This is a genomic window from Clostridium taeniosporum, assembly GCF_001735765.2.
GTDB classification, from domain to species: Bacteria; Bacillota; Clostridia; order Clostridiales; family Clostridiaceae; genus Clostridium; species Clostridium taeniosporum.
The window spans coordinates 1,492,890-1,514,472 of sequence record NZ_CP017253.2 but is presented as its reverse complement, the minus strand read 5'-3'; the positions used below and the strand labels follow the sequence as shown (position 1 = coordinate 1,514,472).

The window sequence follows — 21,583 nt, the reverse complement described above, 5'->3', positions numbered from 1 at the left end:
TAATAGTATTTAACTAAGTCATATTAGCAAAGATACCTAAAACATCTATTATGCCATACCCCCATTGAGGGTTAGGGTATAAATCTCCTGAGCTTTTTTAGTTCCTCGTGTTAAGTAAGTTTTTATAGTTTGAGAATACATATATGGATCATTCCCTTCAATAATTCCCCATTCAAACAATATCGCACAAGTTCCTGCAACCACTGCAGCAGAAACACTTGTTCCATTTACCGTTGTAATTGAATTGTTAGGAGCTACAGCTACAGCATTTACCCCTCCTGCTGTAATATCAATCCTATCAATATAATCATCTAAAAATGACATTCCTGAATACTTTACTATATTATTATTATTCTGATTATATGAAGCTACTGTAATTATAGATGTTGATCCACCTGGATTAGTAAATGTTCCAAATGGATCTGCTGGACTTAAAGAAGTATCACCTACAGATAGTCCACATTGTGGTATCCATATATCATATCTCCCATCCAATACCAAGTTAGCTATTAATTTTATTTTCCATATTCCAGGTTGTAAATTATAAAATTGTATACGAATTAACTCATCTCCTGTATTTTCTTCTGGAATATAAAATTCAATTTTTACTGATGTTTTTTCAAAAATAAAGTTGTAATCTTCACTTAAATTAATAATCACCGGAATTACACCAGTATTTTCTCCTGATGGTGATACTATATCCACCGTCATTATATTTGGTGGAGAAATCCAAATTTCTATCCATAAATATTTTTGTTCTGGTGATACATTTAATTCTATACTTCTTGTTTCACCAACTTTAGAAATCACGCCTGAAGCATGTCCTGCCCTAGACCTTTCATTTCCTGCACCTGTTACTATAACTATACCCCTACTATTAGAAATTGATTCTATGTATTCTGGTAAAATTCCATTTCCCTTGTGATTTCCAGAATTACTTCCAAGAGGAAGATATATAACCATAGGTTCAGATTTTCTTAAAGCATATTCATATAAAAATTCTAAAGCAGAAAATATTGCAGTAATATTAAAAACTGGAACATTAGCATTAAATTGAGCTTTATTTGTTTAAATATTCTATACCAGCTAGTATTTCAGATGCATTATACATTGGTGTATATTTAACATTATTCTCTTTTAATTGCTTTTGGTAATTCAAAGATTCAAGAAGCTTTACAACTACAAATTCACTATCATTTGCAATTCCCTCAAATTCTCCATTATATCCTTTAGCTCCAATTATTCCAGCCATTTCTGTCCCATGACCTATATCATCTTTTGTTGGAACAATTTCATATGGATCTTGATTATTTTTATAAGCATTTATTGCTTTATTTATATCTTCATCTGAATAAATATTTCCAATATATACAGATTCATCTTTTATATCTTCTATAGTTTGGTCCCATATTCTAACTATTCTTGAAGTACCATCTTCTCTAATAAATTCGTTATTTAGATAATCTATGCCTGTATCAACAATTCCTATTAATACACCGTTTCCTGTTAAATTTAAATATGTATTTTTCTTTATTACTGATATTTGCCCAACTAAACTTGGTGAAATATCTTGCAATACAAATATGCTTCTAAAATCAATAAATTTAATTGATGGTACATCTTTTAATATTTGATCTAAGTAATTATATGGAGTTGATATAACCCCTATAGTATTAGTTAATATATCTCCACAAGCGTATGGTACTTTATCTATTTCTCCTTTAAAACCTCCCCCATATTCCACCAAAAAATTAGGGGAATCTTCTGAATAATATGGAGTACATATTGGTGAATTCATTTTATTTAACTCCTAAATTGCTTATTATTATTATTATGTATAAATCTTATAATAATTTCTTAATAAGTTTATTTTTTCTAAATATTTTCTTAATATTATAAAATTATTGTAATATTATCCGATAAATATAATATATGAATTATTTTACGAAAGGAGGTAAATTTTATATTATGAGTTTAAATTTAAATTCCAATAATATCAATATATTTAAATATAATAGTATTAAAAGAATAGGTGATATTAATAATAGTTATAATAAGACTCTAAAAAATAAAGATGATAAAAAATCTTTAAACCTTACTTTAAATAAACAAACTAATAATAAAAATAGTTTACTTAAAAATCTTCAAAAGCAAAAAAAGATTTTAACTGAAAGAAAACAGGCTTTAATTGAAAAAACTATGGATCCTAAAGAAAAGAAATATAAACTTGAAGAAATAAACGAAAGCCTTCAAAGTATAGAAGCTCAAATCCAACAGTTAATAATAAATAAACAAGAAAAAGAAATTGAAAAAAAACAAGAAGAGATATTAAAGAAGCAAGCTAAAGAAGAAGAACTTAAAGCCAATGAAGATGAAGTTAGAGATGACATCATAATTTCTGCTAGTTTAAATGAGCTTATAAAATTTAATAATTCTAAAGATAATATTCACCTACTTAAAGATAGCAAAAACAGACAATTGGTAGAAGCTGGCTACATTAAACACATATCTGACTTAAATGGTTACACTAATCCTAACAATTACAATGATAAACGTTTAGCACAAATTACTAAAAGCATTTCATCATTAAGTCATAGTGTATCTAAAGAAATAAATAAAATTAATAATGTAGCTAAAAGATTACAATATAAAGCAGAAATAGCTAATAAAAAACTTAATGTTAAAAATGATAACATTGAGAAAGAAATTCAAAATTCAAATGATGACCAAAAACAAAATTTAGAAAAATAGAGTCTGTAGATAATTTTGTATTTACACAAAATCATCTACTGTATCCATAGCCCTAAAAATCATTTAAAATAACTAACTTCTAAAGCATTTAAAATTCTAACTAAAAATAATAGATAGTCTTATATTACATAAAACTATCTATTATCTTCTCAAATTTATACATATTTCTCATTACAAGTAATTCCCATTATTTAATTGCTTTTAATTTAACTATATCTTGCCAATTCTTTGCTGTTACAGTTTCAACTGTATTTATATCACTTTTTAAACTTATAATATCTTCAGATGTTCTTGCTACTTGATTATAAGTTATATCTATTTTATGTTCTATTTTATCTAATCTTTCATTTGTTTTTTCTTGTTCTTGCTTTATATCCACAATATCATTTTGCATTTCAGTAATATCATTTTGCATTTCATTAATATCACTTTTCATTTCAGTAATATCATTTTGCATTCCAGTAACATCATCTTTAATTCCATTAATATCATCTTTTATACCATTAATATCATTTTTCATTTCATTGATACTAGTTTGCATTAATTTTAATATATCTAATATCTGATTATCCAACTGTTTCACCTCACATAATAATCTCTATGGAATAAAGTTATTATATCATAAATTTTATATCATTTATAGCTATAAAATTTAATTAATTATTGATATATTTCGTCCTTTATATACATTAATAATAATTCCTATTATAAACATATTTACTACCATTGAAGTTCCACCATAACTAATAAAAGGTAATGGCAATCCATATTTTAGCCACCCAAAATTAAATAAAATATGTCCAATATACTGTATTCCTAAAATTATTGACATTGTAAAAACAATGTTTTTTCCATAATTACTTTTTGCACTAGATCCTACTTTAATTATTCTATATAGTAATATTACAATTAATAAAGATACTATTATTCCTGGTAACCATCCACAACTATAAACTATATATCCAAGCATAAAGTCACTATAGAATTCAGGTATAATATTTGGTTGAAAATTTATTGCTCTTCCTATAACTTGTGATGATTCTTTAATTATTTTTAGTGTATCACATATATAATTATCTTTCTCAATATAATTATAACTATCTATATACTCATAACCACCCCTAAATAAAACCATGGTAAAAATTACTGTCCAAATTATTTTTTTATTAACCTTTAACTTATACATTATAAATATAAGTGAGAAATCATACATAATAATAAAAATTGGACTATCAATACTTACTAGATACAACATTGGTAAAATACCTAATAATATTCCTTTTAATATTTCTTTTCTATTTTTCCAATTATAATTTGAATATATTCCGATCAGTGAAATTATAAATATAATTGGAACAACATATGCACTATTTATACTTAATCCGCCTAATTGTAACCATTGAGATTTTTCTTCGGCATACTCAATTCTAAACATGGTAAAAGCCATAAGAAGTAAACCAAAAGCATAAATAAATTTTGAATGATTTTTAATATTTTTAAAATTAATAAAAGATCCTATTATTAATGCAATTACACCTAATGTTCCCCATAAAATAGTTTCATTTAAAATATAATTATCGTGTCCAGCAAATCTTTGTTGAAAATCACCATTTATTTTAAATAAAAATATAAAAACTACACTCAATATTACCAGTCCAATACTAATTGTTAATAAACTCCATTCTGGATTACATTTATGAATAGCGTTCAATTCATTACCAACATGTTGTGATGAGCCCATTTCATTTAAAACTTTTTGTAGAGCTTGTTCTTCAGTTTGATTATTTTTAATATATTCTTTTACCTTTTCTTCTATATGTGAAATTAATTCTACTGAAATATCTTCATGAACTCTTTTATTTTTTATATGTTTACAAACATCATCAATATAGTCTTCTATTTTATTATTATTTTTAAACTCCAACTTTCTTCCCCCTAGATTTAACATCAATTCATTTTTTAAATTTTTTCTATATTCCATAGAAAAACAAATTTCTTAATTTCTTCAGTTTTAGTTGTAATATACTTTAATCCTTTTTTAGTTACTGTATAATATTTCTTTTCTATATTATCTTCTAACTTCCAATAGGATTTTAAAAACTTATCATTCTCTAATGAATGTAAAATAGGATATAACTCACCTTCATTCATTGAGAATATTCCTTTTGACTTAATTTCCATTTCCTTAATAATTAAATATCCATACATGTCTTTCCTTTTAATTAATGCTAATACTAAAATGTTAAAATCATATTTATTATCTTGTTTCTTCTCATCTTGTTTAACTACATTTAATATATCTTCTAATATTTGTTCCTTGGACTTTAAATTAGTATCTATTATTTTTTTAATTAAATTTTTCTTTTTCAATACATATCCTCCTATACCAAAATTTATAATTATAATTTTTTTAATTTACTAAAAAATTATTTCCATACAAAATAAATCATTTAAAAATTTTAATAAAATCTCTATATTTTAAATTTATTATTTATTTTAATCATTGTTCTATAAAGTCTATTTTTAACAGTTGATTCTTTTATTTTAAGAATATTACTTATCTCCTTTATTTTTAAATCCTCTTTAAAATACAATACAAAAATCTTAAATGTAAGCAAATCAGTACACTTTAAATAGTTCCATATTTCTTTGCACAATAGCTTTTCATCATAATTATGTTCAAACTTTAAATCTTCTTCAAATTTATATGAAGTTTCATCATTACTTTCAGAGAATATTGGAACATGATTTCTTAACATTTTAAGAATACCGTAATGCTTATATAATTCATTTTTAGCAATACTTATCAAATATTTTTTAGGTTCTCTAATATTCCTTTTATTTTTTAATGTCTTATAAAAATTTAAATATATGTTTTGCATTAAATCTCCTGCATTATTTACATCCCTACATTTACATATAACATATCTATAAACATCATCATATGTAGAATTATAGATATCAATAAGTAAATTTTCTATATTATTCGTTTCTTCCAAATTTCACACCCCTTACACTAGTAATGATACTTATAATTACTATTTTGTTTCAACTAAAAAAATTTTAAAATAAAAACACCTTGTCTACATAATTTAAACAAGATGTTTTTTACTTTTTAAACAAACTATAAATTAAAATTTATTTTACTAATGTATTATTAATTTCTAATTATATATCTTTAATTATCTACTACTTATTTTTACCAATTTATCTAATAACTTTAACTTGCAAAGATTCTATAACATCTAAAGCTTCTTCATGTAACTTTTCATCAAAACTTGCACAAAGACTTCCATCTACTATAAACTGAGAATTTACATATTGAGCTTGAAAAGTAACTACATTACTTATTACACAAATGTTACTTACTACACCTACAAATTCAATTTCATCTATATCTAATCCAATCTCTTCACTTAACCTAATCATGTCTTTGGGTGCTATTCCAAAAGCTTCTTTATTATAATGAAATGTATTTTTTGTATCCTTAAATTCTTTTAATCTTCCATATAATTCATGACCTTTAGTTCCTATATAACAATGTGGTACAGGTAAATTTTTTCCTTCTCTGGTATTTAGATAATTTTCATAATGCGTATCATAAGTAAATACTACTTTATTTCCATTATCTAAATAGTTTTTTACTTTATTGTATATACCTGCTTCTAATATTTCTGCCTTCTTAAATCCTAAAGTCCCATTTACAAAATCATTTTGATAATCTATAACTACTAATAACTTTTTCATTTTAAGTTTCTCCTTATATTTTTAATATACTTACTTAAAATTGTCCTATATAATATCAACTGCAACAACTTCCTATCCCCTCGCAAATCTAGAAATTGCATTAAAATTTTTAGCTGTTTCAACTAATATATTTTGTTTATGGAATATATATTGAGTATATATCTTCAACCAATAATAATATTATTCTTTTTGGCATAAAATCCGTAGGCAATATTTAATTTTTTATATTCTTACTTATATATTTCAACAACATTAAAACCGTTGTCTTGTATTTCCTTTTCTGTTATATGTTTATCAATATGCATGCAATAAACCTTATTTCTAAATTTAGGTGGGATTATACTACAAAGTTTTCTTAATGATAGATGATTATTTCCTTCATAGTCTAATCCACATGTATCTTGATAGATTCTATAAATTTCTCCATTCACAATCTTATTAATAACATTGCTACTTATGTTATTTGCATCACCACTATAGTAAAATGATTTCTCATTTAATTTCATTATAAATCCATATGCTGGTATTGTGTCAACATGAGAAACAGGCAAAAATTCTATACCTAACTTTCCTAGTTCCATGTCATTAACATCTATTACTTCAAAACTATTAAGTCTATACATTTCAGAACTTACACCTATACTGATTAGAAAACCTTCAATTACTTCCTTCTTAGGAAAGAAAATAATTGGTATTCGTTTTAAAATATAGTATGAATAAAATATTACCTCTCCAAGACTTCCAACATGATCAGGATGTGTATGAGTTATAATAATATACAAATTTTCAATTCTATTAAATAAATTTAGTTCTTGTAATCTGTGAAAAACAGTTCCTCCACAATCAATAAGAATTAAACTACTATCTTTCCTTATAAAAGCACTTGTATTTCCTATTTCCGTATTAAAAGCACTACCAATCCCAATAAAATTAAGCATTTTTCCTCCTATACTAGGTATTAAATTGTAAAAACATAGATAATGTATATCTATAGTATTTAACATATACGTTTAAATCATTACAAAATTTTCTAATACTATCTTAATCCATAATTTTAAAATTATACTCATGCACCTTATTTACAACAAATTCTGATACAGCCTCATTTTTATCTAATATTAACCACAATTATAAACTTAAAGTTCGCTTTAAATTATTTGAATTTTGTTCTATCTCAAGATAAATTTGCATTAGCTTATTTTCATCTATTTTAAATATATCTATTTTTTCTTCTTTTGGTTCTTCAACAGGTACACTTAATGGCATCCTTCCATATGACAAATCAAAAGTAATATATTCATTAGTATTGCTTGTATTTTTATTCATATTAATATTAATTTTATCAAAATCAAATTTCAAATACTGGTTTTCTTTGTTACATTCATACTTTCCATTATAATCTAAAGACATCTCTGAACCATTAGTACCAAATTTAAATTTTCCATTTACTTTTTTACTCTCAGTATCATATTTAGTATTACAATCAATATTTACAATTTCTCCAGCTCTAGTAACTTTCCCTGAAAGTATATTTTCAGTACTAAACCCTTCATCTACTCTTTTTAAATTCATATCTACATTGGTTGGTATACCACTTTCATCTAAAACCATAGATATATCAATATCATCACCTATATTATCTTTTCCTTTATATTCAATAGATGAATTGATTTTTAAAGTATCTTCTTTCATATTTAGAGTAGTATCCATATCTATTCCAACTGCTCTTCCTTTTTTATCAATATAAACTTTTAATGAAATATCATTTACATTAAAATCATTTTTTAAACAAGTAATAAATTTTTCTAAGTTATTAAATGAATCACTACTTTCATTTTTATTTTCTACAGCAGAAACAACTTTAATGTTTTTAAAATATCTATTTAATATACTTCTTGCCTCTTCATCATTTTCAATATAATCATAAATACTTGATAAAAATTTATTTACTTCAGTCTTAGGAATTAATACATCATATCCCTTACATTTTTGATTTTCTCCATTAACCATAATTTCTTTAGACTTATCTAATTTCTTAAATGTTATGTTTTTGGAAATTTCTAACAAATCATCCTCATGTGATTTTAAATATCCCTCAACTAAAACTTTTTTTAGTTCATCATATGTTGGTATATCATCATCACCAAACATTCTCAATGTTATTTCATCATTAGGTAATATACCTTGTTGTCCAAAAATAGAACTATTATATTGATCTTGAATATTTTCACAATCAAATGCAAACCAAGAACTATGTATTGATGGTAATTTAATCATCATTTTTTTATTATCAGTATAAACATTAAAACTTCCCATCTCTTTACCTTGATATTTAGCAGACAAACCTATTAAAGCCTTTTTATTTTCACTATCTATAGCAGATGTACATTTAAATCCACTATTATGAGCTTCTTCTAATCCTTTAATATTGCTTGATATAACATTCATTTCTATTTCTTGGCTTAAACCTTTATCATATACTTTTAAAAACTCTTTTTCGCCTGTAGCTTGTTCAAAAAATGTTTTTCTAGAACTTAATTCTTCACTAGTAGCTTTAAATGCTTTTATTACTTTTGCCTTTGGATTATTTATTACAAAAATGCTAACTAATGCAATTAAAATTACTACAGTTGATACTATAGCTATTATTGCTTTTTTATTTCTTTTACCTAACTTTTTTTGTTGTAGATTTCCATTAAAAGTATTATCAGTTACATCCGAATTACTTTTAACTTCACTATTAGATTCAACATTGATTTCTGTATTTTTCTTTTTCTTATCAATGAACTCTTCTATTTTAACGGCTTCTCCTTCATTGATTTTGTTAATACTCTTTTCTGTCGATTCATGATTTTGTCTATTTGTTTCGTCATTCATTATTATTTTACCCCTTATATAATTTATTTAATAAGCTATATTTATATATTAAATAAGCTTTTAATTATTAGATTGTATTTTTAAATAAAATTCTGCATCTTCCTTTAAAGAACAAAGTATAAAAGAAGATGCCAAACTATTAGTAGTTTTCAAATCAATTCCAATAATGGCCATTATTCATCCCCCTATTTTTATTATTACAAATTCTATATATTAATTATTATTGTTATTCTATGTTCAAACTCATAATAATTAATTCTATTTATGGAAATATAAACTATACATAAATATATTCGGATATATTATACATTTCTTTACATTATATTTTCAAAATAAACTAAAATCACTCATGAGAACATAGCAAAGATTAAAATTAATAAGGCTGCTAATGAAATTAAAATAACTTTAAAAGATGAAAGTTCATTCTATTTTAATACTAGAGAATTATATTATTGTAATATTCTTAATCAAAAATCCTTTAAAACATTTATTTTAGACTTATCACAAAAAGTTAATAACTAATTTATAACAAAAGAAGAGGAACTAATCTTTATTTATAGTTCCTCTTCTTTCTATCTCTTCTGCAAGTTGTATTTTTGCTTTATAAATATCCTCATCTTTTATTGTATACAAATTACATATAAAAATAAAATCACAATAGATACAGCAGTAGCATTCATTGGAATTTTGCTATTAGCTGAATCAGCCATAAAAAAATCATTATATTATAATCTATAGATTTTTCAGTTTTTCCCTCATAATATGTGTTTCTAAATCAGCCAGTCTAACTGGAATTGGAATTCTACTGTCTTTATTTAATAAATTCATTATTATCTCTGTGCTTGTTTCTAAATCAATGTAATTTCCACATGAAATAAATATTGGTTTAACATTGCTTCTACTTCTTAATACTCTTCCATAAACTTCATTATCTATAACTATATCATTATATGATCCTATTTCACCTTTAGGCATTTCAAAATCTATTCCTTTTATTTTAAGATAACTTTTTGCTACACCTATTGTTGGTTTGTTTAGGAAAAATGATGCATGTGTTGCACTTCCCATATGATTAAAATGTAAATATCCATTCCCATCAAATATAAATATATCAGGCTCTATCTTTAATTTTTCCACCGCTTTGATAATTAAAGGTAACTCTCTAAATGCTAAGTATCCTGGTATATATGGTTCCTCTATCTTCCCGTAACTATATACTTTCTCTAATACTTCCTTAGTTTTATAATCAATTATTACTATACAACATGCAGCATACTCTTCTTCATCTTTTATCCAATATGCAAGATCAACACCTGCACAAATTTTTATATCATCGATATAAAAACTATTTCTTAATGTAATATTTTTAGCTAGTCTTTTTTGAATTTTAGAGAATTCTTCTTCAGAATTCACATTAAAATCATGAATAAAGTTAATTTCCATTTTATTTATTCTTACCTCATTTTTCATTCTTTAATAAAATATATCGAAGCAGTCTCTTTATGAGAGTATACATAAGCTCTAAATAAAAAATACCACATCTGTAATTTTACTTTTCAAATTTTATTTTCTTTATTTTTTCTAAATCTTCTATTGTAGGTTCCTTTTTTCATATATCAATTCACCTTGATTATTCCATTCTTTATATCTTTTTTGACATCAGCTTCAAATTCTGCCCAATAAGTTATCATACCATTCCCATTCCATTTAATAATTTCACCTCTACTTATCAAATTTAGATTTGGATACTTTTTAACATCAATTTTCATTAATAATTTTTCAACAGTTACTGAAACTTTTCCGATAACGTTAGCTTAAGATAAAAGAGCTTACAAAGGAAAAATTGCAGATGAAATTTGCAATAAAAGCTATTATGAAGCTAAGGATTTTCATTATTATGGATGCAAACTTCATGTTATTGCAAATGTAATATCTAAAACTACGCCTTATCCTGAAACTTTATTTAATACTTAAATAAATCTACCATTTTAGTATATTTACTTTATACCATATGACTCTGCTATTAACGCAAGTTTTTCCTGAACTATTTCTTTTTCATTTTCATGCTTTTCAATATAAAATTCACAAGCAAAATATAAATATAAATACAAATCATCATAATCTATAATATCATAACAATCATCACCTGCATAAAATAAAACTCTGCTTTCTCCAAAATACCCATCATCATCCTCCTCAAAGTCTTGTGAATAGATTATTCCCAAAACTTGGCTCCTTTCTGTTTCTTTATTCTTAATTTTTTCTAATTTCTGCAAAAAATCACTTCCATTTGCATATGCATTTAGGACATCAATGACTGCACCTTTATCTAAATAATTCTTTTTCATTTTTTCATTAAACTCTTTATATTCATACATCGCTAATCTTTCCTCCAGTATAAAATCTTTATTTATATCTTATAAATTATCTTAAATTTTTCTTTTATTATAATTTTTTAATATAATATTTTAATAACATATACAATATTCACATCTAATTTACAATTAATAATTCTCATTATAATACTAATATCTCGCCCATTCTAATACTGGCCAAGCATTTTCTACTATACCTGTATATGAATCTTGAAAGGCTTCAAATTTCAATACCTTTCCATTATAATCTACTTGACCTTGAATTATTGTTTTATGTTGGTTTTCTAAAGGAAAATTCCTATTATTTAATATACCTTCATCGACAGCTCTTTTACTCAAATCAATTATTTCTTCACTAGTTATTTTTTTGGGTCATATACTGTTTTCATGAATGGCTTTTTTCCCTCTGGAGGTATTTCCTTATAGCTACCTGTTCCACGTTTCCCTGTATAATCCATCTTTTCATACTTAACTCTATATTCTATATCAAAAATCCCATCTATCTCTGGATGATTATTTCTGCCAATTTCTACTAACTTATATTTATTAGACTTATCATTAAAGTAATTTTTTAATTCATCATAATTATGACCACCACTAGTACCATTACGCTCAGTAAACTTAGTAATTGGTCCTGTCGTATGTTCAACATAATAATCCTCTTTAAATTTTATATTAGGATCATGATTTACACTCTCTTTTCCATACTTATCATTTAGAAAGTCTGACCATTTAGATGTACTATAATGACTCTGGTTTTCATAATTATGAATATCAGCATCTGCTGCCCCCTTAGAAACTTCTCCCTTATTAATTTTACTAGTTTCAACTTCATCAGCAACTTTTGAAGCTTTTGATACTTCTTCTGCTATATTATTACCTTCATTAGTTACATTTTCAATAGTTTTTTCAACATCAATAAGCTTTTCAGCTTCACCAATACCTTCTCCAACTTTTGAAGTATTTAATATATCCTCCAGTGCTTTGCTAGTTTTTCCTATTGAATTAATACCACTATTTCCAGCTAATTCAATCTCACTCATTCTTGATATACCAAATACTTCTTCTAATTTTAATGTATTCTTAGCAATGCCTGCTACTTTTAATCCCTTATTAATAATTTTAGGAATATTTTTAACTATACCAGCAACTCCAATTATACCATCTAGTGTCATTAATAAATCTGTTATACCTTTTTTACAATCAAATTCATCTTTATATGATTCCATATTATGTAAATAATGCAGAATAATCCCATTGATTTTCGCTTTTACTTTCTAATTCTCTCTGTAATCTTCCTATTATCATTAATTTTTTATTACTATCTTTTAATAATACAACTGAACCTATTGGTAATAATGTTTTCACAATATCAAATCTCCTTTTTTATTTTTTTAACATATGAAAAATGTTTCTCCATCCTGGTAATATAAATTTTATGAATACTAGTATAAAAACATAAAGTCCACTAAAAAGTATAGTTCCTGCAAGAATAGTCGCTCCTATAATTGCTAAAACTAATAATCCATATTGACTAATTGATGATATGCTTGTGGTATTAAATAACGCTTGTTTAATATAATTATTTCTAAGAATATATTGTATTAATACAACTCCCAAACATCCTATATACAATTTATTGGTTACTATTCTTTTAATTAAATTTCTCATAATTATTTCTTCCCCTTTGCTAACTCTTCTAAAGAATATTTTTTATCACATTTTGAACAATAGTAAAAAATTGTAACTTCATATGCTTTATCGTATGATAAACCTGTCACAACACCTCTAAACTTTTTCATCCCGATATATTTCTTACTTGTTACTTTTTTCATTTTTGTTCCACATATTCTACAAATTTTCCTATTAAACAAAAAAAATTTCAATTCACTAAATTCAAATGACCATTCTTTTATGCTACCCACACTTACTCCCTCCTTAATCTGCTAATCCTACTGATACTGATGCCCAATCCCTAAAATTGCAGCAACTTTTGCTTCTACTTTAAATTTACCTTGATCTAATCCAATTTCAGCCTCTGCACCAAATGCCCCTAAGTGTCCTTCTTCTTCAATACATATTTCAAGACCAAGTATGGTAAACTTTTCTTCTGCTTTTGCCGAATGAAGTGTTGCTATAGCTCCTGCTTTTCCATTACAGCTTATTTTTCCACTCTCTTCATCTTTTCCTATTTCTAAACCTAATTCTGCCTTTTCACTATAAGCAGTTGTAGATATTTCTCCTGATGCTCCTAAATATTTATCTCCAACTTGTTTCATTCCTGCAGATATTTCAAAAGTTTTAAATTCTTCTTCTACCCCAAGATTAAACTTAGGTGAAAAACTTTTTTCAGGGTTCTTTCCATTTGGTAATTGTTCTCGTAAATTCTTTAATTTATCTATTCCCTTTTGGTATACAGAACCACTTCCACCCTTACTAGCTTCACCAACCCCCTAGTACCAACACCTTTAGCATCATCAACAATTTTAGAAACAGTATCTTGAATCTTTGTATTTCCTTCTCCTCTTATAGGAATTTTTATTCCTTCTGGGGTTTCGGCTATTCTTACAGGTGCTAACATATCATCTAAATTTTTAGCTAGCTTCATTAATGTAGATTCATTTTTACTTAAAACTTTATTAAATGATTTTTTAACGTAATTTGAAGCACCTTTCATGAATTTTCCCCCATAATGGAAAAATCCTGCTGTTAATGCTCCGATTCCTCCATCAAAGAAAACAGTTCCCCAATTTATATCTTCACCATTTAGCTTTTGCCTTACAACACTTTCAAATGCATTGGTTATCCCACCTAAAGCCATCTTTCCACCAATAGTTTCACTAACTCCAAACGGTCCAAATACTGCTCCTGATAATGCGCCAACAAAAGCTTCTCGTCCTCCTGCCCACATATAATCGGACATTTCACTTACTTTACCACGTTTTATATCTGATACTGCCATACTTCCGACTGCTGCCGTTCCTGAAACTGCTGCACCTACTGCTATCGCACCTATCACTGGTCCAGCTAATCCTGCTGTAACTGCTATTGCAGTCGCAGCTACTGTTACTGCTGCAACTACTGCTAATCCTGCCAAAACATTTTTACAAAGCTTTCCCCAATTAAATCCTTTCTTTTCTTCCTTTGGTGGTTCTGGCATCCTTCCTGCTTGAGGTTCATCTTCAAAATCTGGATAAGATTCACTAGAGCTTCCATTCTTAATTACATTATTAGATAAAAAATGTAAATCTGTTTCTAAAGAAAATCCACTTTGTGTATTAGTTTTTAATGCATTTATTTGGCTTGCACCATTTATCTTAACATTTTTTGGTGTTTTCATTATTATTTCAGAATCTGCACTTAATGTCAATTTCTTTGGACTTGTTATTTTTATTCCTACACTATCATCAATACTTATACTTATTGGTGATGCACTTCCACCTTTAATATTTAGCGCTGATGGTGTCATTTCTATTTCGCTACCATGTTCAGTTCCAAAGTATCTTTTTGTTGTATCACTTGTTTTAGCTTGGCTACTTCCATTACTTCTTACACATCCTGAAACTAGCGGTTCATTTCCACTTTCATCTGGGAAATATAATTTGGCACTTGTTCCTACTACAGGCATTGAGTACATGGCGTTTCCTGTTGGTGGAGCATACTTAAACCATGAACCTTCACCTTTATCTTGTTTTTTATCTATATTAAGATGAAGTTTTACTTCTTCTCCTTGCACATCTAATACTTTTCCTTCAAGTGATGATCCACATAAAAGTGAATTATATATTTTTGTTTGCCATACTCCATTTTTTCTTCGTAATTTATATTTATAAATTATTTCATCTTGATATTTAAAAGCCTCATAGTCACTAACATATACATCCTTTTGCTTGAAATAAATATTGTCTCCTATATTATATCTTTCTCTACTCTTTATCTCATAGTAGAAATAGTCTGTATCATGAAAACCTAAATCATACCCACCTGATTTATAAAATGTTTTTAAATCTTTGGTGGCTTTATATGATATATTATCTTGTAATTCATAATTTTTTCCATTATTTATTCCAAAATACAATAGATTATTTAAATCTATTATATCACAATATATTTCTGACTTTAGCTCACTTGATATTCTTCTTAAAAAGTCCCAATCTGTTTCTTTATATTGAAATATTGGCTTTTCTATTGCTTGTTCTTTTTCTATACATTGAACAAAACCAAACCCTGAATAATCTTTTAATATTGTTCCTATAAGTTCATCATATGTCATGTTAACATTTTGAAATGATCTGCTTTTTTCTTTTATATCAATCTCTGAACTTCTTGATATTCCTTCTATTTCTATATAGTATAAACCATCTTTATTTGTTGTCTTTATATTTTCTACTAATCCATTAAACACTACTACACTTTTACTTATATCTACATTATTAATATCTACTTCTAAATTATTATTTTCATCTTCTTTTTCTTCATAAACTGTTATTTCATCTTTAGTTGAAGCTTCTATAGAATATTTAAAATTAATACTATCATCTAATAAGCATTTTAAATATAATTTTCCATGTTCATTAGGTAAATATATAACTTTAATATCTTCTACATGCAATAATTTATAAGGAGATTTAATCCTTAATGCATGAACTGCTCCCATCCTCTATCTTCCCCCTATTTTAATACTTTAGCTGCTCTATTCTTCTTGTCCTGTAGTTACAAAAGTTATTTTTCCACCATATTTACATACTAAAAATGAATCTGTTGTTAAAGCTTCTTCTCCTCTAACTAATGTATCTTCCTTAGTCTTCATCCAATCCTTTAATATTTTAACCTGACACTTTTTTCCTATAGCATTATTACCATTCATGTCTATTACTGCAACATCCCCATCACCTGCTGGACAATCTCCTTTGCATACTCCAAAATATTTTATATTTTTTCCTACAACATTATCTTTCTTATTCATCATAGGTTTTTCACTTGCGTAAGATCCATGACTATTAGGAAGATTTATATGCCTTTCATTAGAGCCCTTATCACATACCATTTTAGCTCCTCTTACAATGTAATATTTTTCATCTGCCATTTTTAATCCCTCCTTTATTCAATTGCTAATTTTTCTAATGATATTCCTCTTGGCTTTCTTCTTAGTAAACTTTCAGCAACATCTAATCTAACTACTATTAGAGTTTTTTCACTTTCTTTTATTCTAAATATCTTTTTTTCTTCAATTTTTTTCTTATTAAGAACTATCTTTTTGACTATTGTTTTATTTAAATTAAATTCTGATTTTTCATTTAATGCTTCTATATCTTCAAATATAGGAAGATAATAATTTTCTTGTCTATCTTGTTTAGAATCTATTAATGGTAAAATCTTAAAAACAATATCAGTATCATATTTAGAAATAATCTTCATTATTTTTTCAGATATTAAAAATAGTTGCTTATCTAACACATCTAAATATTCGCATCTTTCCTCTGCTGTAACTTGAAATATAATTACATCATCAATTTTATGAGCATTTAATCTATTTATATTTTTTATATTTATTTTATAAAATATATCCTTAAGTCTTGGAGTATTAGTATATCTTTCATCCTGCTTTAATAAAAAATAATCCATAATATTCCCCATCTAAATTAATTATTATTGAATGCTATTAATTGCTTGTGAAAGCTTTTAATTCAAATTAAAAATATCCCACTAATTATTATCAAAAGCTAAATTAACGCAAAAAAATAAGCAGCTAAAATTCGCTACTTACTTATAAATATAATTTTTTACTACATCCCATCTGTTATCTCCATGCCCCAACTCATTAGATACTTTATTGCACGCATCTTTTTCATCTAAACCTTGTAAAATAAGCTCTATATACCTTTCTGTTGCCCACATTTTCCTAATACTATGAACTCCTGTCTTTGCATTCAAATACTTAGTTGCATCTATTCCCTCTACCTTTGGTAAAGTTTCTCGAATCCATTTGTTCACACTGTCTTCTTTAATAGGAACTAACCTATCTAAAGATGCTTTATTAGTCATTACTTTTTGTAGAAACTTCTTATATTCTTCTTTAATATTTAAATCTCTACTTAATCCACCTTTACTTTGATGAATATGAAGTTTCATTCCCTCAAAATCTATGTCTCTTACTTGAAGTTTACAAACCTCCGAGACCCTTAGACCAAAAGCTCCTGCAAGTTCTACTCCAAGTATTGCTCTTGATGTTAAATTATTCTCTTTTGCATATGATATTAGTTTATTAAAATCTTCTCTACTCATTGGTATATCTCTTAATTTTTCTTCTCCTACCATACTTTTGACTTTAATGAAACTCCAATCCACATCACAAGATTTATAAGTTTGATTTACTAACTTTCCTATTTTAGATAATCTACTTGAAATATTATCTAAGGTGTTTTGATTGCATGTATTAGCTTTGTCTTTCATAAAGTTTCTAACCATACCATAAGTTATATCTTTAACTTGTTTCACATCATAAATTACTTTACAATATTGAGCTAATTCCATAGCTGTTTGCCGTAAATTGTTTCTTTCTGAGAAACTATATATTTTTGTTTTTTCCATATTTTCATCGAATTTATCATTTCTTTTATCTTGTCCTGGACTAAAATTGCTATCAATAACGTGAAATACTTGACCTTTTATACTTGCCATATTAAATTCCTCTCTTTTGTATAATTTTATCTTGGGTTAGGTATTAACGTCTCCATTCCCTAGCTGCCTAAAGGGCATAGCTAGTCCATTCCATCGTTAATACCTACCTATAAATGTCAACCCATGAATGTAACTTTTCGATCATTTAAGAATGTAGTTTTTTTAATCTTCGTCTTGCTTAAAATGATCTTTTAGTCTATACGACTTTCCATTAATTGTAACAACATGGGCGTGATGTAAAACTCTATCTAAGATAGCACTAGCTATAACAGCATCAAAAAAAATATCATCCCAAGAATTAAAATTTATGTTGGTGGTTAAGATGGTACTTTTTTTCTCATATCTCATGTCGATTAATTGGAAGAATAATTTTGAATCCTCTTTATCTATAGGTAAATAACCTAATTCATCAATAATAAGAAGCTTATATTTACTAAAGTGCTTAAGTCTAGCATCTAATCTATTCTCTAAATTTGCTCGCTTTAGCTGTTGCAACAAATCATTGCACTTAATAAAATAAGTACTGTAACGGCGCTTTGCAGCCGCGATTCCGATAGAAGTCGCAAGATGTGTTTTACCAACACCACTAGAACCTAAAAATACAATGTTTTCTTGTGATTCTAAAAAACGTAGTGTTAAAAAATCTAATATTTGATCTTTATTAATTCCAGGTTGAAAATTAAAATCAAAGTCCTTAATTTCTTTTTGATGTGGAAACGCTCCAACCTTAACCATAGATTTAATCATGTTTGCTTCTTTATAGTCAATTTCATGAGCTGTAAGCTTAATAAGAGCATCAACAAAAGACAAATTATTCTTTGTTGTAAAATCAATAACTTCGTCCAAATGAGTAATCATTTGCTTCATCTTCAAATATTCTAAATTATTTATAAGTTGTGTATATGTACTATTCATTTTGATATACTTCTCCTATCATTTTCAAATTATTTTTAGCTTTTTCTATCATTTCATATGAATTTTTATTAAATGTTAAAGCAATGATTTCAGCATAATGATCAGTATGATAGTTTAACTTCTGATTTTGTATTTTATGAATAGTAACTAAACTTATGTTATAATACACATGTAGTTGATCATCATAAACTTGAAGTTTTAGTTTTTTGCCTATGTATTCTGGTGGGACAGAATATTGGTTTGATTTATATGAAATCATGCTTTGGTAATTTACTTTAACACTTGTGGTGATTATTTTGTAGTGATTTCTTTTTTTAAATGCAATATAGGTATTTTGCCAGTTGACGTATGGCATGTACTATTAATTCTATTGTTTAAATCTGAAACGAGCTTATACAGACCTTCATAATCTAAGGTTCCATTATATGCTCTTATTTCATCTAATAGTTTCATAGGAGCTTCAACTTTAGCTTTTGTATTCGGTCTTCCTGCTATGCAGGGACGGACCTTAAATCCATAGTCATCTGCAAATTGTTGAAATGTATTATTTACTTTTCCTTTAGAATAATTGGTTCTAGCTTCATCCATAACAGTTTTCATGTTATCTGTGAGTAATTCTTCAGGTACTCCTCCAAATGTTTCAAATGACTAATCTAAAAAGGAAAGTAGTACGTCTTGTGTTTTATCAATAGATAATTTATATACTCTAAATCTTGAGTATGAAAGGATTAACACAAAAACATTTATATTAATGACTTCACCTGTAGTTAAAATAAATTCTATATTTTCTTTCCAATCCAATTGAGCTTGTTGTCCTTTTTTAGTCTCATACCTGATAGACGAAGTATTTGATATATGTCCTTTTTTCCTACTAGTAAAATACTCATTAAATTCTGAGTGCTTAGAAATGTATCTTCTAAACGAAGATTGAGCGCAATCTAGTCCATGATTATCTTTAAGATATTGCCATAAAATGCGCTTGTAATAAAATACTTGAATTGAATCTTTACCAAGAAGCTCTTTTATAATAGGATTAAAAGCTTCTATCTTAGATTTGCAGTTTCTAGTGGTAGGTTTGACATATCCATTTAAATATTTGCCTACGGTTCGAGGATCAACACCAAGTTCCCTAGCTATTTGGCTTTTATTTACTTTCAAATTGTTTACCTCCATAATTGGCTTTAGTTTATGAAGATCTTCTAAAGTATTAATTTTAATTTCTGAATAAATATTAGTTTTTATAATCATAATTACCCCCAATAAATCTTGAGTAATTATAATTTATTCAAACTAATTTGTACATTCTTATATGATCGTTTCCTTACATTCTTATCATATCATTTATACCTACCCTACTGTTTAAACTCTAGAGTATCTATCTTAACTCAAAATCGTTTAGTCATCCTTCCATAGAGATACTCTCTATGATAAATGTAGCCCTATCATATAGATACGACTATCAGTAACATATGCTACTGTAAACTAAGCAATAACAAAACTCCTTTTTTCAATAATTCCTCTTTAATTAAATAATATTATTGCTTAAATCGAAGGCATCATGCAAAATCATACAACTATAATTCTAAACTTGATAACCTTCTTGAATGGTTAAAATAAATACTCCTTTTTATAAAAAATTATTATAGTTATCTTTAATGGGCTTAATTGTTAAAAGTTAAGTATTTTTATGATAAAAAAATAATGAATCAACCTACTTAAATTTCAGCTGATTCACTTCATTATTACAATTATGCTATTATATATTTTGTAAAATTATATGGTTTTATAGTAAAATTAAATCAATTATTTTTATTCATCTACTACTATTATTGTTTTATATTGAGCCTGTATACTATTCATAATCTATACACACTAAATGGCTATTTTTTAATGCATTTTTTAGAAATTTCACTAAATCTTTTTGTATGTTTGATACTGTTTCAATAATACTATCTTCTTTGCTCTCAATTTTCTCTATATTAAACTGCTCTAGTTCAAATATAGCTTGTTGTAGCTCCTCAATTCTCCATTCACTCTCATCATACCAACCATCTTGATTTATATAACTTTCTAAAATCCCACCAATTTTAACTTCTCCTGATATACTAGCTCCTAGTAAATATTCAAAATATCCTATCCAGATTCTAAAACCTTCTTTATCCTTTTCTTTGAAATATATTACTACTTCAGGTTCTCCTTCAAGTCCATCATAGTATTTATTATTTATCATAATTAAA

At 26.3% G+C, this 21,583-nt stretch carries 23 protein-coding genes and 2 pseudogenes; 1 reads left to right on the top strand and 24 read right to left on the bottom strand.

Translation table 11 applies throughout. From position 1 onward, the window contains the following. Positions 1-13: 13 nt before the first annotated feature. Positions 14-1,798 (bottom strand): annotated as a pseudogene (locus BGI42_RS07090) (S8 family peptidase). A 170-nt stretch (positions 1,799-1,968) separates the two neighbouring features. On the opposite strand from BGI42_RS07090, the gene BGI42_RS07085 reads away from it, so the two are divergent. After that, a complete protein-coding gene (locus BGI42_RS07085) occupies positions 1,969-2,751 on the top strand; it encodes a viral A-type inclusion protein (protein ID WP_069679657.1) in 783 nt (260 codons plus the stop codon). Positions 2,752-2,938: 187 nt separating this feature from the next. Here the strand turns inward: BGI42_RS07085 and BGI42_RS16380 are convergent, their stop codons facing one another. The 23 genes and pseudogenes from BGI42_RS16380 to BGI42_RS06980 form a co-directional block, all read right to left on the bottom strand. Beyond that, positions 2,939-3,325, bottom strand: coding sequence for a coiled-coil domain-containing protein (locus tag BGI42_RS16380; protein ID WP_069679656.1), 387 nt, complete (start codon positions 3,323-3,325; stop codon positions 2,939-2,941). Positions 3,326-3,403: 78 nt separating this feature from the next. Next, the gene (locus BGI42_RS07075) at positions 3,404-4,675 is read right to left on the bottom strand and encodes an FtsW/RodA/SpoVE family cell cycle protein (protein ID WP_158523395.1); all 1,272 of its coding nucleotides are present in this window, start codon (positions 4,673-4,675) and stop codon (positions 3,404-3,406) included. A gap of 35 nt (positions 4,676-4,710) precedes the next feature. Then, positions 4,711-5,121, bottom strand: a complete 411-nt coding sequence (locus BGI42_RS07070; RefSeq protein WP_084023854.1) for a PadR family transcriptional regulator — start codon at positions 5,119-5,121, stop codon at positions 4,711-4,713. Positions 5,122-5,222: 101 nt separating this feature from the next. Further along, entirely contained in the window at positions 5,223-5,750 is a 528-nt protein-coding gene (locus BGI42_RS07065) for an RNA polymerase sigma factor (RefSeq protein ID WP_069679655.1), read from the bottom strand. A 208-nt stretch (positions 5,751-5,958) separates the two neighbouring features. Next, positions 5,959-6,498 carry a cysteine hydrolase family protein gene (locus BGI42_RS07060; RefSeq protein WP_069679654.1) on the bottom strand — a complete coding sequence of 180 codons (540 nt, stop codon included), beginning with the start codon at positions 6,496-6,498 and terminating at the stop codon, positions 5,959-5,961. 230 nt (positions 6,499-6,728) lie between these two features. Next, on the bottom strand, positions 6,729-7,436 hold the full coding sequence (locus tag BGI42_RS07055; protein WP_069679653.1) for an MBL fold metallo-hydrolase: 708 nt from the start codon (positions 7,434-7,436) through the stop codon (positions 6,729-6,731). 190 nt (positions 7,437-7,626) lie between these two features. Continuing rightward, positions 7,627-9,375: a hypothetical protein gene (locus tag BGI42_RS07050; RefSeq protein ID WP_084023853.1), complete on the bottom strand. Its 1,749-nt coding sequence runs from the start codon at positions 9,373-9,375 to the stop codon at positions 7,627-7,629. A gap of 732 nt (positions 9,376-10,107) precedes the next feature. Further along, the gene (locus BGI42_RS07045) at positions 10,108-10,818 is read right to left on the bottom strand and encodes an endonuclease V (RefSeq protein WP_069681039.1); all 711 of its coding nucleotides are present in this window, start codon (positions 10,816-10,818) and stop codon (positions 10,108-10,110) included. A gap of 173 nt (positions 10,819-10,991) precedes the next feature. Beyond that, positions 10,992-11,144 carry a hypothetical protein gene (locus BGI42_RS16045; RefSeq protein WP_158523394.1) on the bottom strand — a complete coding sequence of 51 codons (153 nt, stop codon included), beginning with the start codon at positions 11,142-11,144 and terminating at the stop codon, positions 10,992-10,994. Between the two features lie 228 nt (positions 11,145-11,372). Beyond that, the gene (gene cdiI / locus BGI42_RS07040) at positions 11,373-11,753 is read right to left on the bottom strand and encodes a ribonuclease toxin immunity protein CdiI (protein ID WP_069679652.1); all 381 of its coding nucleotides are present in this window, start codon (positions 11,751-11,753) and stop codon (positions 11,373-11,375) included. Positions 11,754-11,900: 147 nt separating this feature from the next. Further along, positions 11,901-12,089 carry a hypothetical protein gene (locus tag BGI42_RS16215; RefSeq protein WP_069679651.1) on the bottom strand — a complete coding sequence of 63 codons (189 nt, stop codon included), beginning with the start codon at positions 12,087-12,089 and terminating at the stop codon, positions 11,901-11,903. 20 nt (positions 12,090-12,109) lie between these two features. Further along, entirely contained in the window at positions 12,110-12,979 is an 870-nt protein-coding gene (locus tag BGI42_RS16210) for a hypothetical protein (RefSeq protein ID WP_069679650.1), read from the bottom strand. 1 nt (position 12,980) lies between these two features. Next, positions 12,981-13,118: a DUF4176 domain-containing protein gene (locus BGI42_RS07030; protein WP_242984754.1), complete on the bottom strand. Its 138-nt coding sequence runs from the start codon at positions 13,116-13,118 to the stop codon at positions 12,981-12,983. Between the two features lie 18 nt (positions 13,119-13,136). Beyond that, positions 13,137-13,421 (bottom strand): hypothetical protein, encoded by a 285-nt coding sequence (locus BGI42_RS07025; protein WP_069679649.1) that lies wholly within the window; start codon positions 13,419-13,421, stop codon positions 13,137-13,139. Between the two features lie 2 nt (positions 13,422-13,423). Next, on the bottom strand, positions 13,424-13,675 hold the full coding sequence (locus BGI42_RS07020) for a hypothetical protein (protein ID WP_069679648.1): 252 nt from the start codon (positions 13,673-13,675) through the stop codon (positions 13,424-13,426). 27 nt (positions 13,676-13,702) lie between these two features. Beyond that, positions 13,703-14,029 carry a hypothetical protein gene (locus tag BGI42_RS07015; protein ID WP_069679647.1) on the bottom strand — a complete coding sequence of 109 codons (327 nt, stop codon included), beginning with the start codon at positions 14,027-14,029 and terminating at the stop codon, positions 13,703-13,705. A gap of 119 nt (positions 14,030-14,148) precedes the next feature. After that, complete coding sequence (locus tag BGI42_RS16570; protein ID WP_069679646.1) at positions 14,149-16,407, bottom strand: hypothetical protein; 2,259 nt, start codon at positions 16,405-16,407, stop codon at positions 14,149-14,151. A 36-nt stretch (positions 16,408-16,443) separates the two neighbouring features. Then, positions 16,444-16,836, bottom strand: coding sequence for a DUF4280 domain-containing protein (locus BGI42_RS07005; protein ID WP_069679645.1), 393 nt, complete (start codon positions 16,834-16,836; stop codon positions 16,444-16,446). A gap of 14 nt (positions 16,837-16,850) precedes the next feature. Further along, complete coding sequence (locus BGI42_RS07000; protein WP_069679644.1) at positions 16,851-17,375, bottom strand: imm11 family protein; 525 nt, start codon at positions 17,373-17,375, stop codon at positions 16,851-16,853. Positions 17,376-17,513: 138 nt separating this feature from the next. Continuing rightward, the gene (locus BGI42_RS06995) at positions 17,514-18,431 is read right to left on the bottom strand and encodes a tyrosine-type recombinase/integrase (RefSeq protein ID WP_069679643.1); all 918 of its coding nucleotides are present in this window, start codon (positions 18,429-18,431) and stop codon (positions 17,514-17,516) included. A gap of 162 nt (positions 18,432-18,593) precedes the next feature. After that, entirely contained in the window at positions 18,594-19,346 is a 753-nt protein-coding gene (gene istB, locus BGI42_RS06990; protein WP_069679642.1) for an IS21-like element helper ATPase IstB, read from the bottom strand. Beyond that, positions 19,339-20,594 (bottom strand): annotated as a pseudogene (istA, locus tag BGI42_RS06985) (IS21 family transposase). Before istA ends, istB begins: the two are co-directional and overlap by 8 nt. Positions 20,595-21,198: 604 nt before the next feature. Further along, positions 21,199-21,576 (bottom strand): hypothetical protein, encoded by a 378-nt coding sequence (locus BGI42_RS06980; protein ID WP_069679641.1) that lies wholly within the window; start codon positions 21,574-21,576, stop codon positions 21,199-21,201. Positions 21,577-21,583: the final 7 nt, after the last annotated feature.

Excerpts from the sequence above, each read along its gene's own strand:
- BGI42_RS07085 (WP_069679657.1), top strand. The coding sequence starts at position 1,969 with ATGAGTTTAAATTTAAATTCCAATAATATCAATATATTTAAATATAAT.
- BGI42_RS07060 (WP_069679654.1), bottom strand. The coding sequence starts at position 6,498 with ATGAAAAAGTTATTAGTAGTTATAGATTATCAAAATGATTTTGTAAAT.
- BGI42_RS07055 (WP_069679653.1), bottom strand. The coding sequence starts at position 7,436 with ATGCTTAATTTTATTGGGATTGGTAGTGCTTTTAATACGGAAATAGGA.
- BGI42_RS07050 (WP_084023853.1), bottom strand. The coding sequence starts at position 9,375 with ATGAATGACGAAACAAATAGACAAAATCATGAATCGACAGAAAAGAGT.
- BGI42_RS07045 (WP_069681039.1), bottom strand. The coding sequence starts at position 10,818 with ATGGAAATTAACTTTATTCATGATTTTAATGTGAATTCTGAAGAAGAA.
- BGI42_RS16045 (WP_158523394.1), bottom strand. The coding sequence starts at position 11,144 with ATGAAAATTGATGTTAAAAAGTATCCAAATCTAAATTTGATAAGTAGA.
- cdiI (WP_069679652.1), bottom strand. The coding sequence starts at position 11,753 with ATGTATGAATATAAAGAGTTTAATGAAAAAATGAAAAAGAATTATTTA.
- BGI42_RS16210 (WP_069679650.1), bottom strand. The coding sequence starts at position 12,979 with ATGGAATCATATAAAGATGAATTTGATTGTAAAAAAGGTATAACAGAT.
- BGI42_RS07025 (WP_069679649.1), bottom strand. The coding sequence starts at position 13,421 with ATGAGAAATTTAATTAAAAGAATAGTAACCAATAAATTGTATATAGGA.
- BGI42_RS07015 (WP_069679647.1), bottom strand. The coding sequence starts at position 14,029 with ATGAAACAAGTTGGAGATAAATATTTAGGAGCATCAGGAGAAATATCT.
- BGI42_RS16570 (WP_069679646.1), bottom strand. The coding sequence starts at position 16,407 with ATGGGAGCAGTTCATGCATTAAGGATTAAATCTCCTTATAAATTATTG.
- BGI42_RS07005 (WP_069679645.1), bottom strand. The coding sequence starts at position 16,836 with ATGGCAGATGAAAAATATTACATTGTAAGAGGAGCTAAAATGGTATGT.
- BGI42_RS07000 (WP_069679644.1), bottom strand. The coding sequence starts at position 17,375 with ATGGATTATTTTTTATTAAAGCAGGATGAAAGATATACTAATACTCCA.
- BGI42_RS06995 (WP_069679643.1), bottom strand. The coding sequence starts at position 18,431 with ATGGCAAGTATAAAAGGTCAAGTATTTCACGTTATTGATAGCAATTTT.
- istB (WP_069679642.1), bottom strand. The coding sequence starts at position 19,346 with ATGAATAGTACATATACACAACTTATAAATAATTTAGAATATTTGAAG.
- BGI42_RS06980 (WP_069679641.1), bottom strand. The coding sequence starts at position 21,576 with ATGATAAATAATAAATACTATGATGGACTTGAAGGAGAACCTGAAGTA.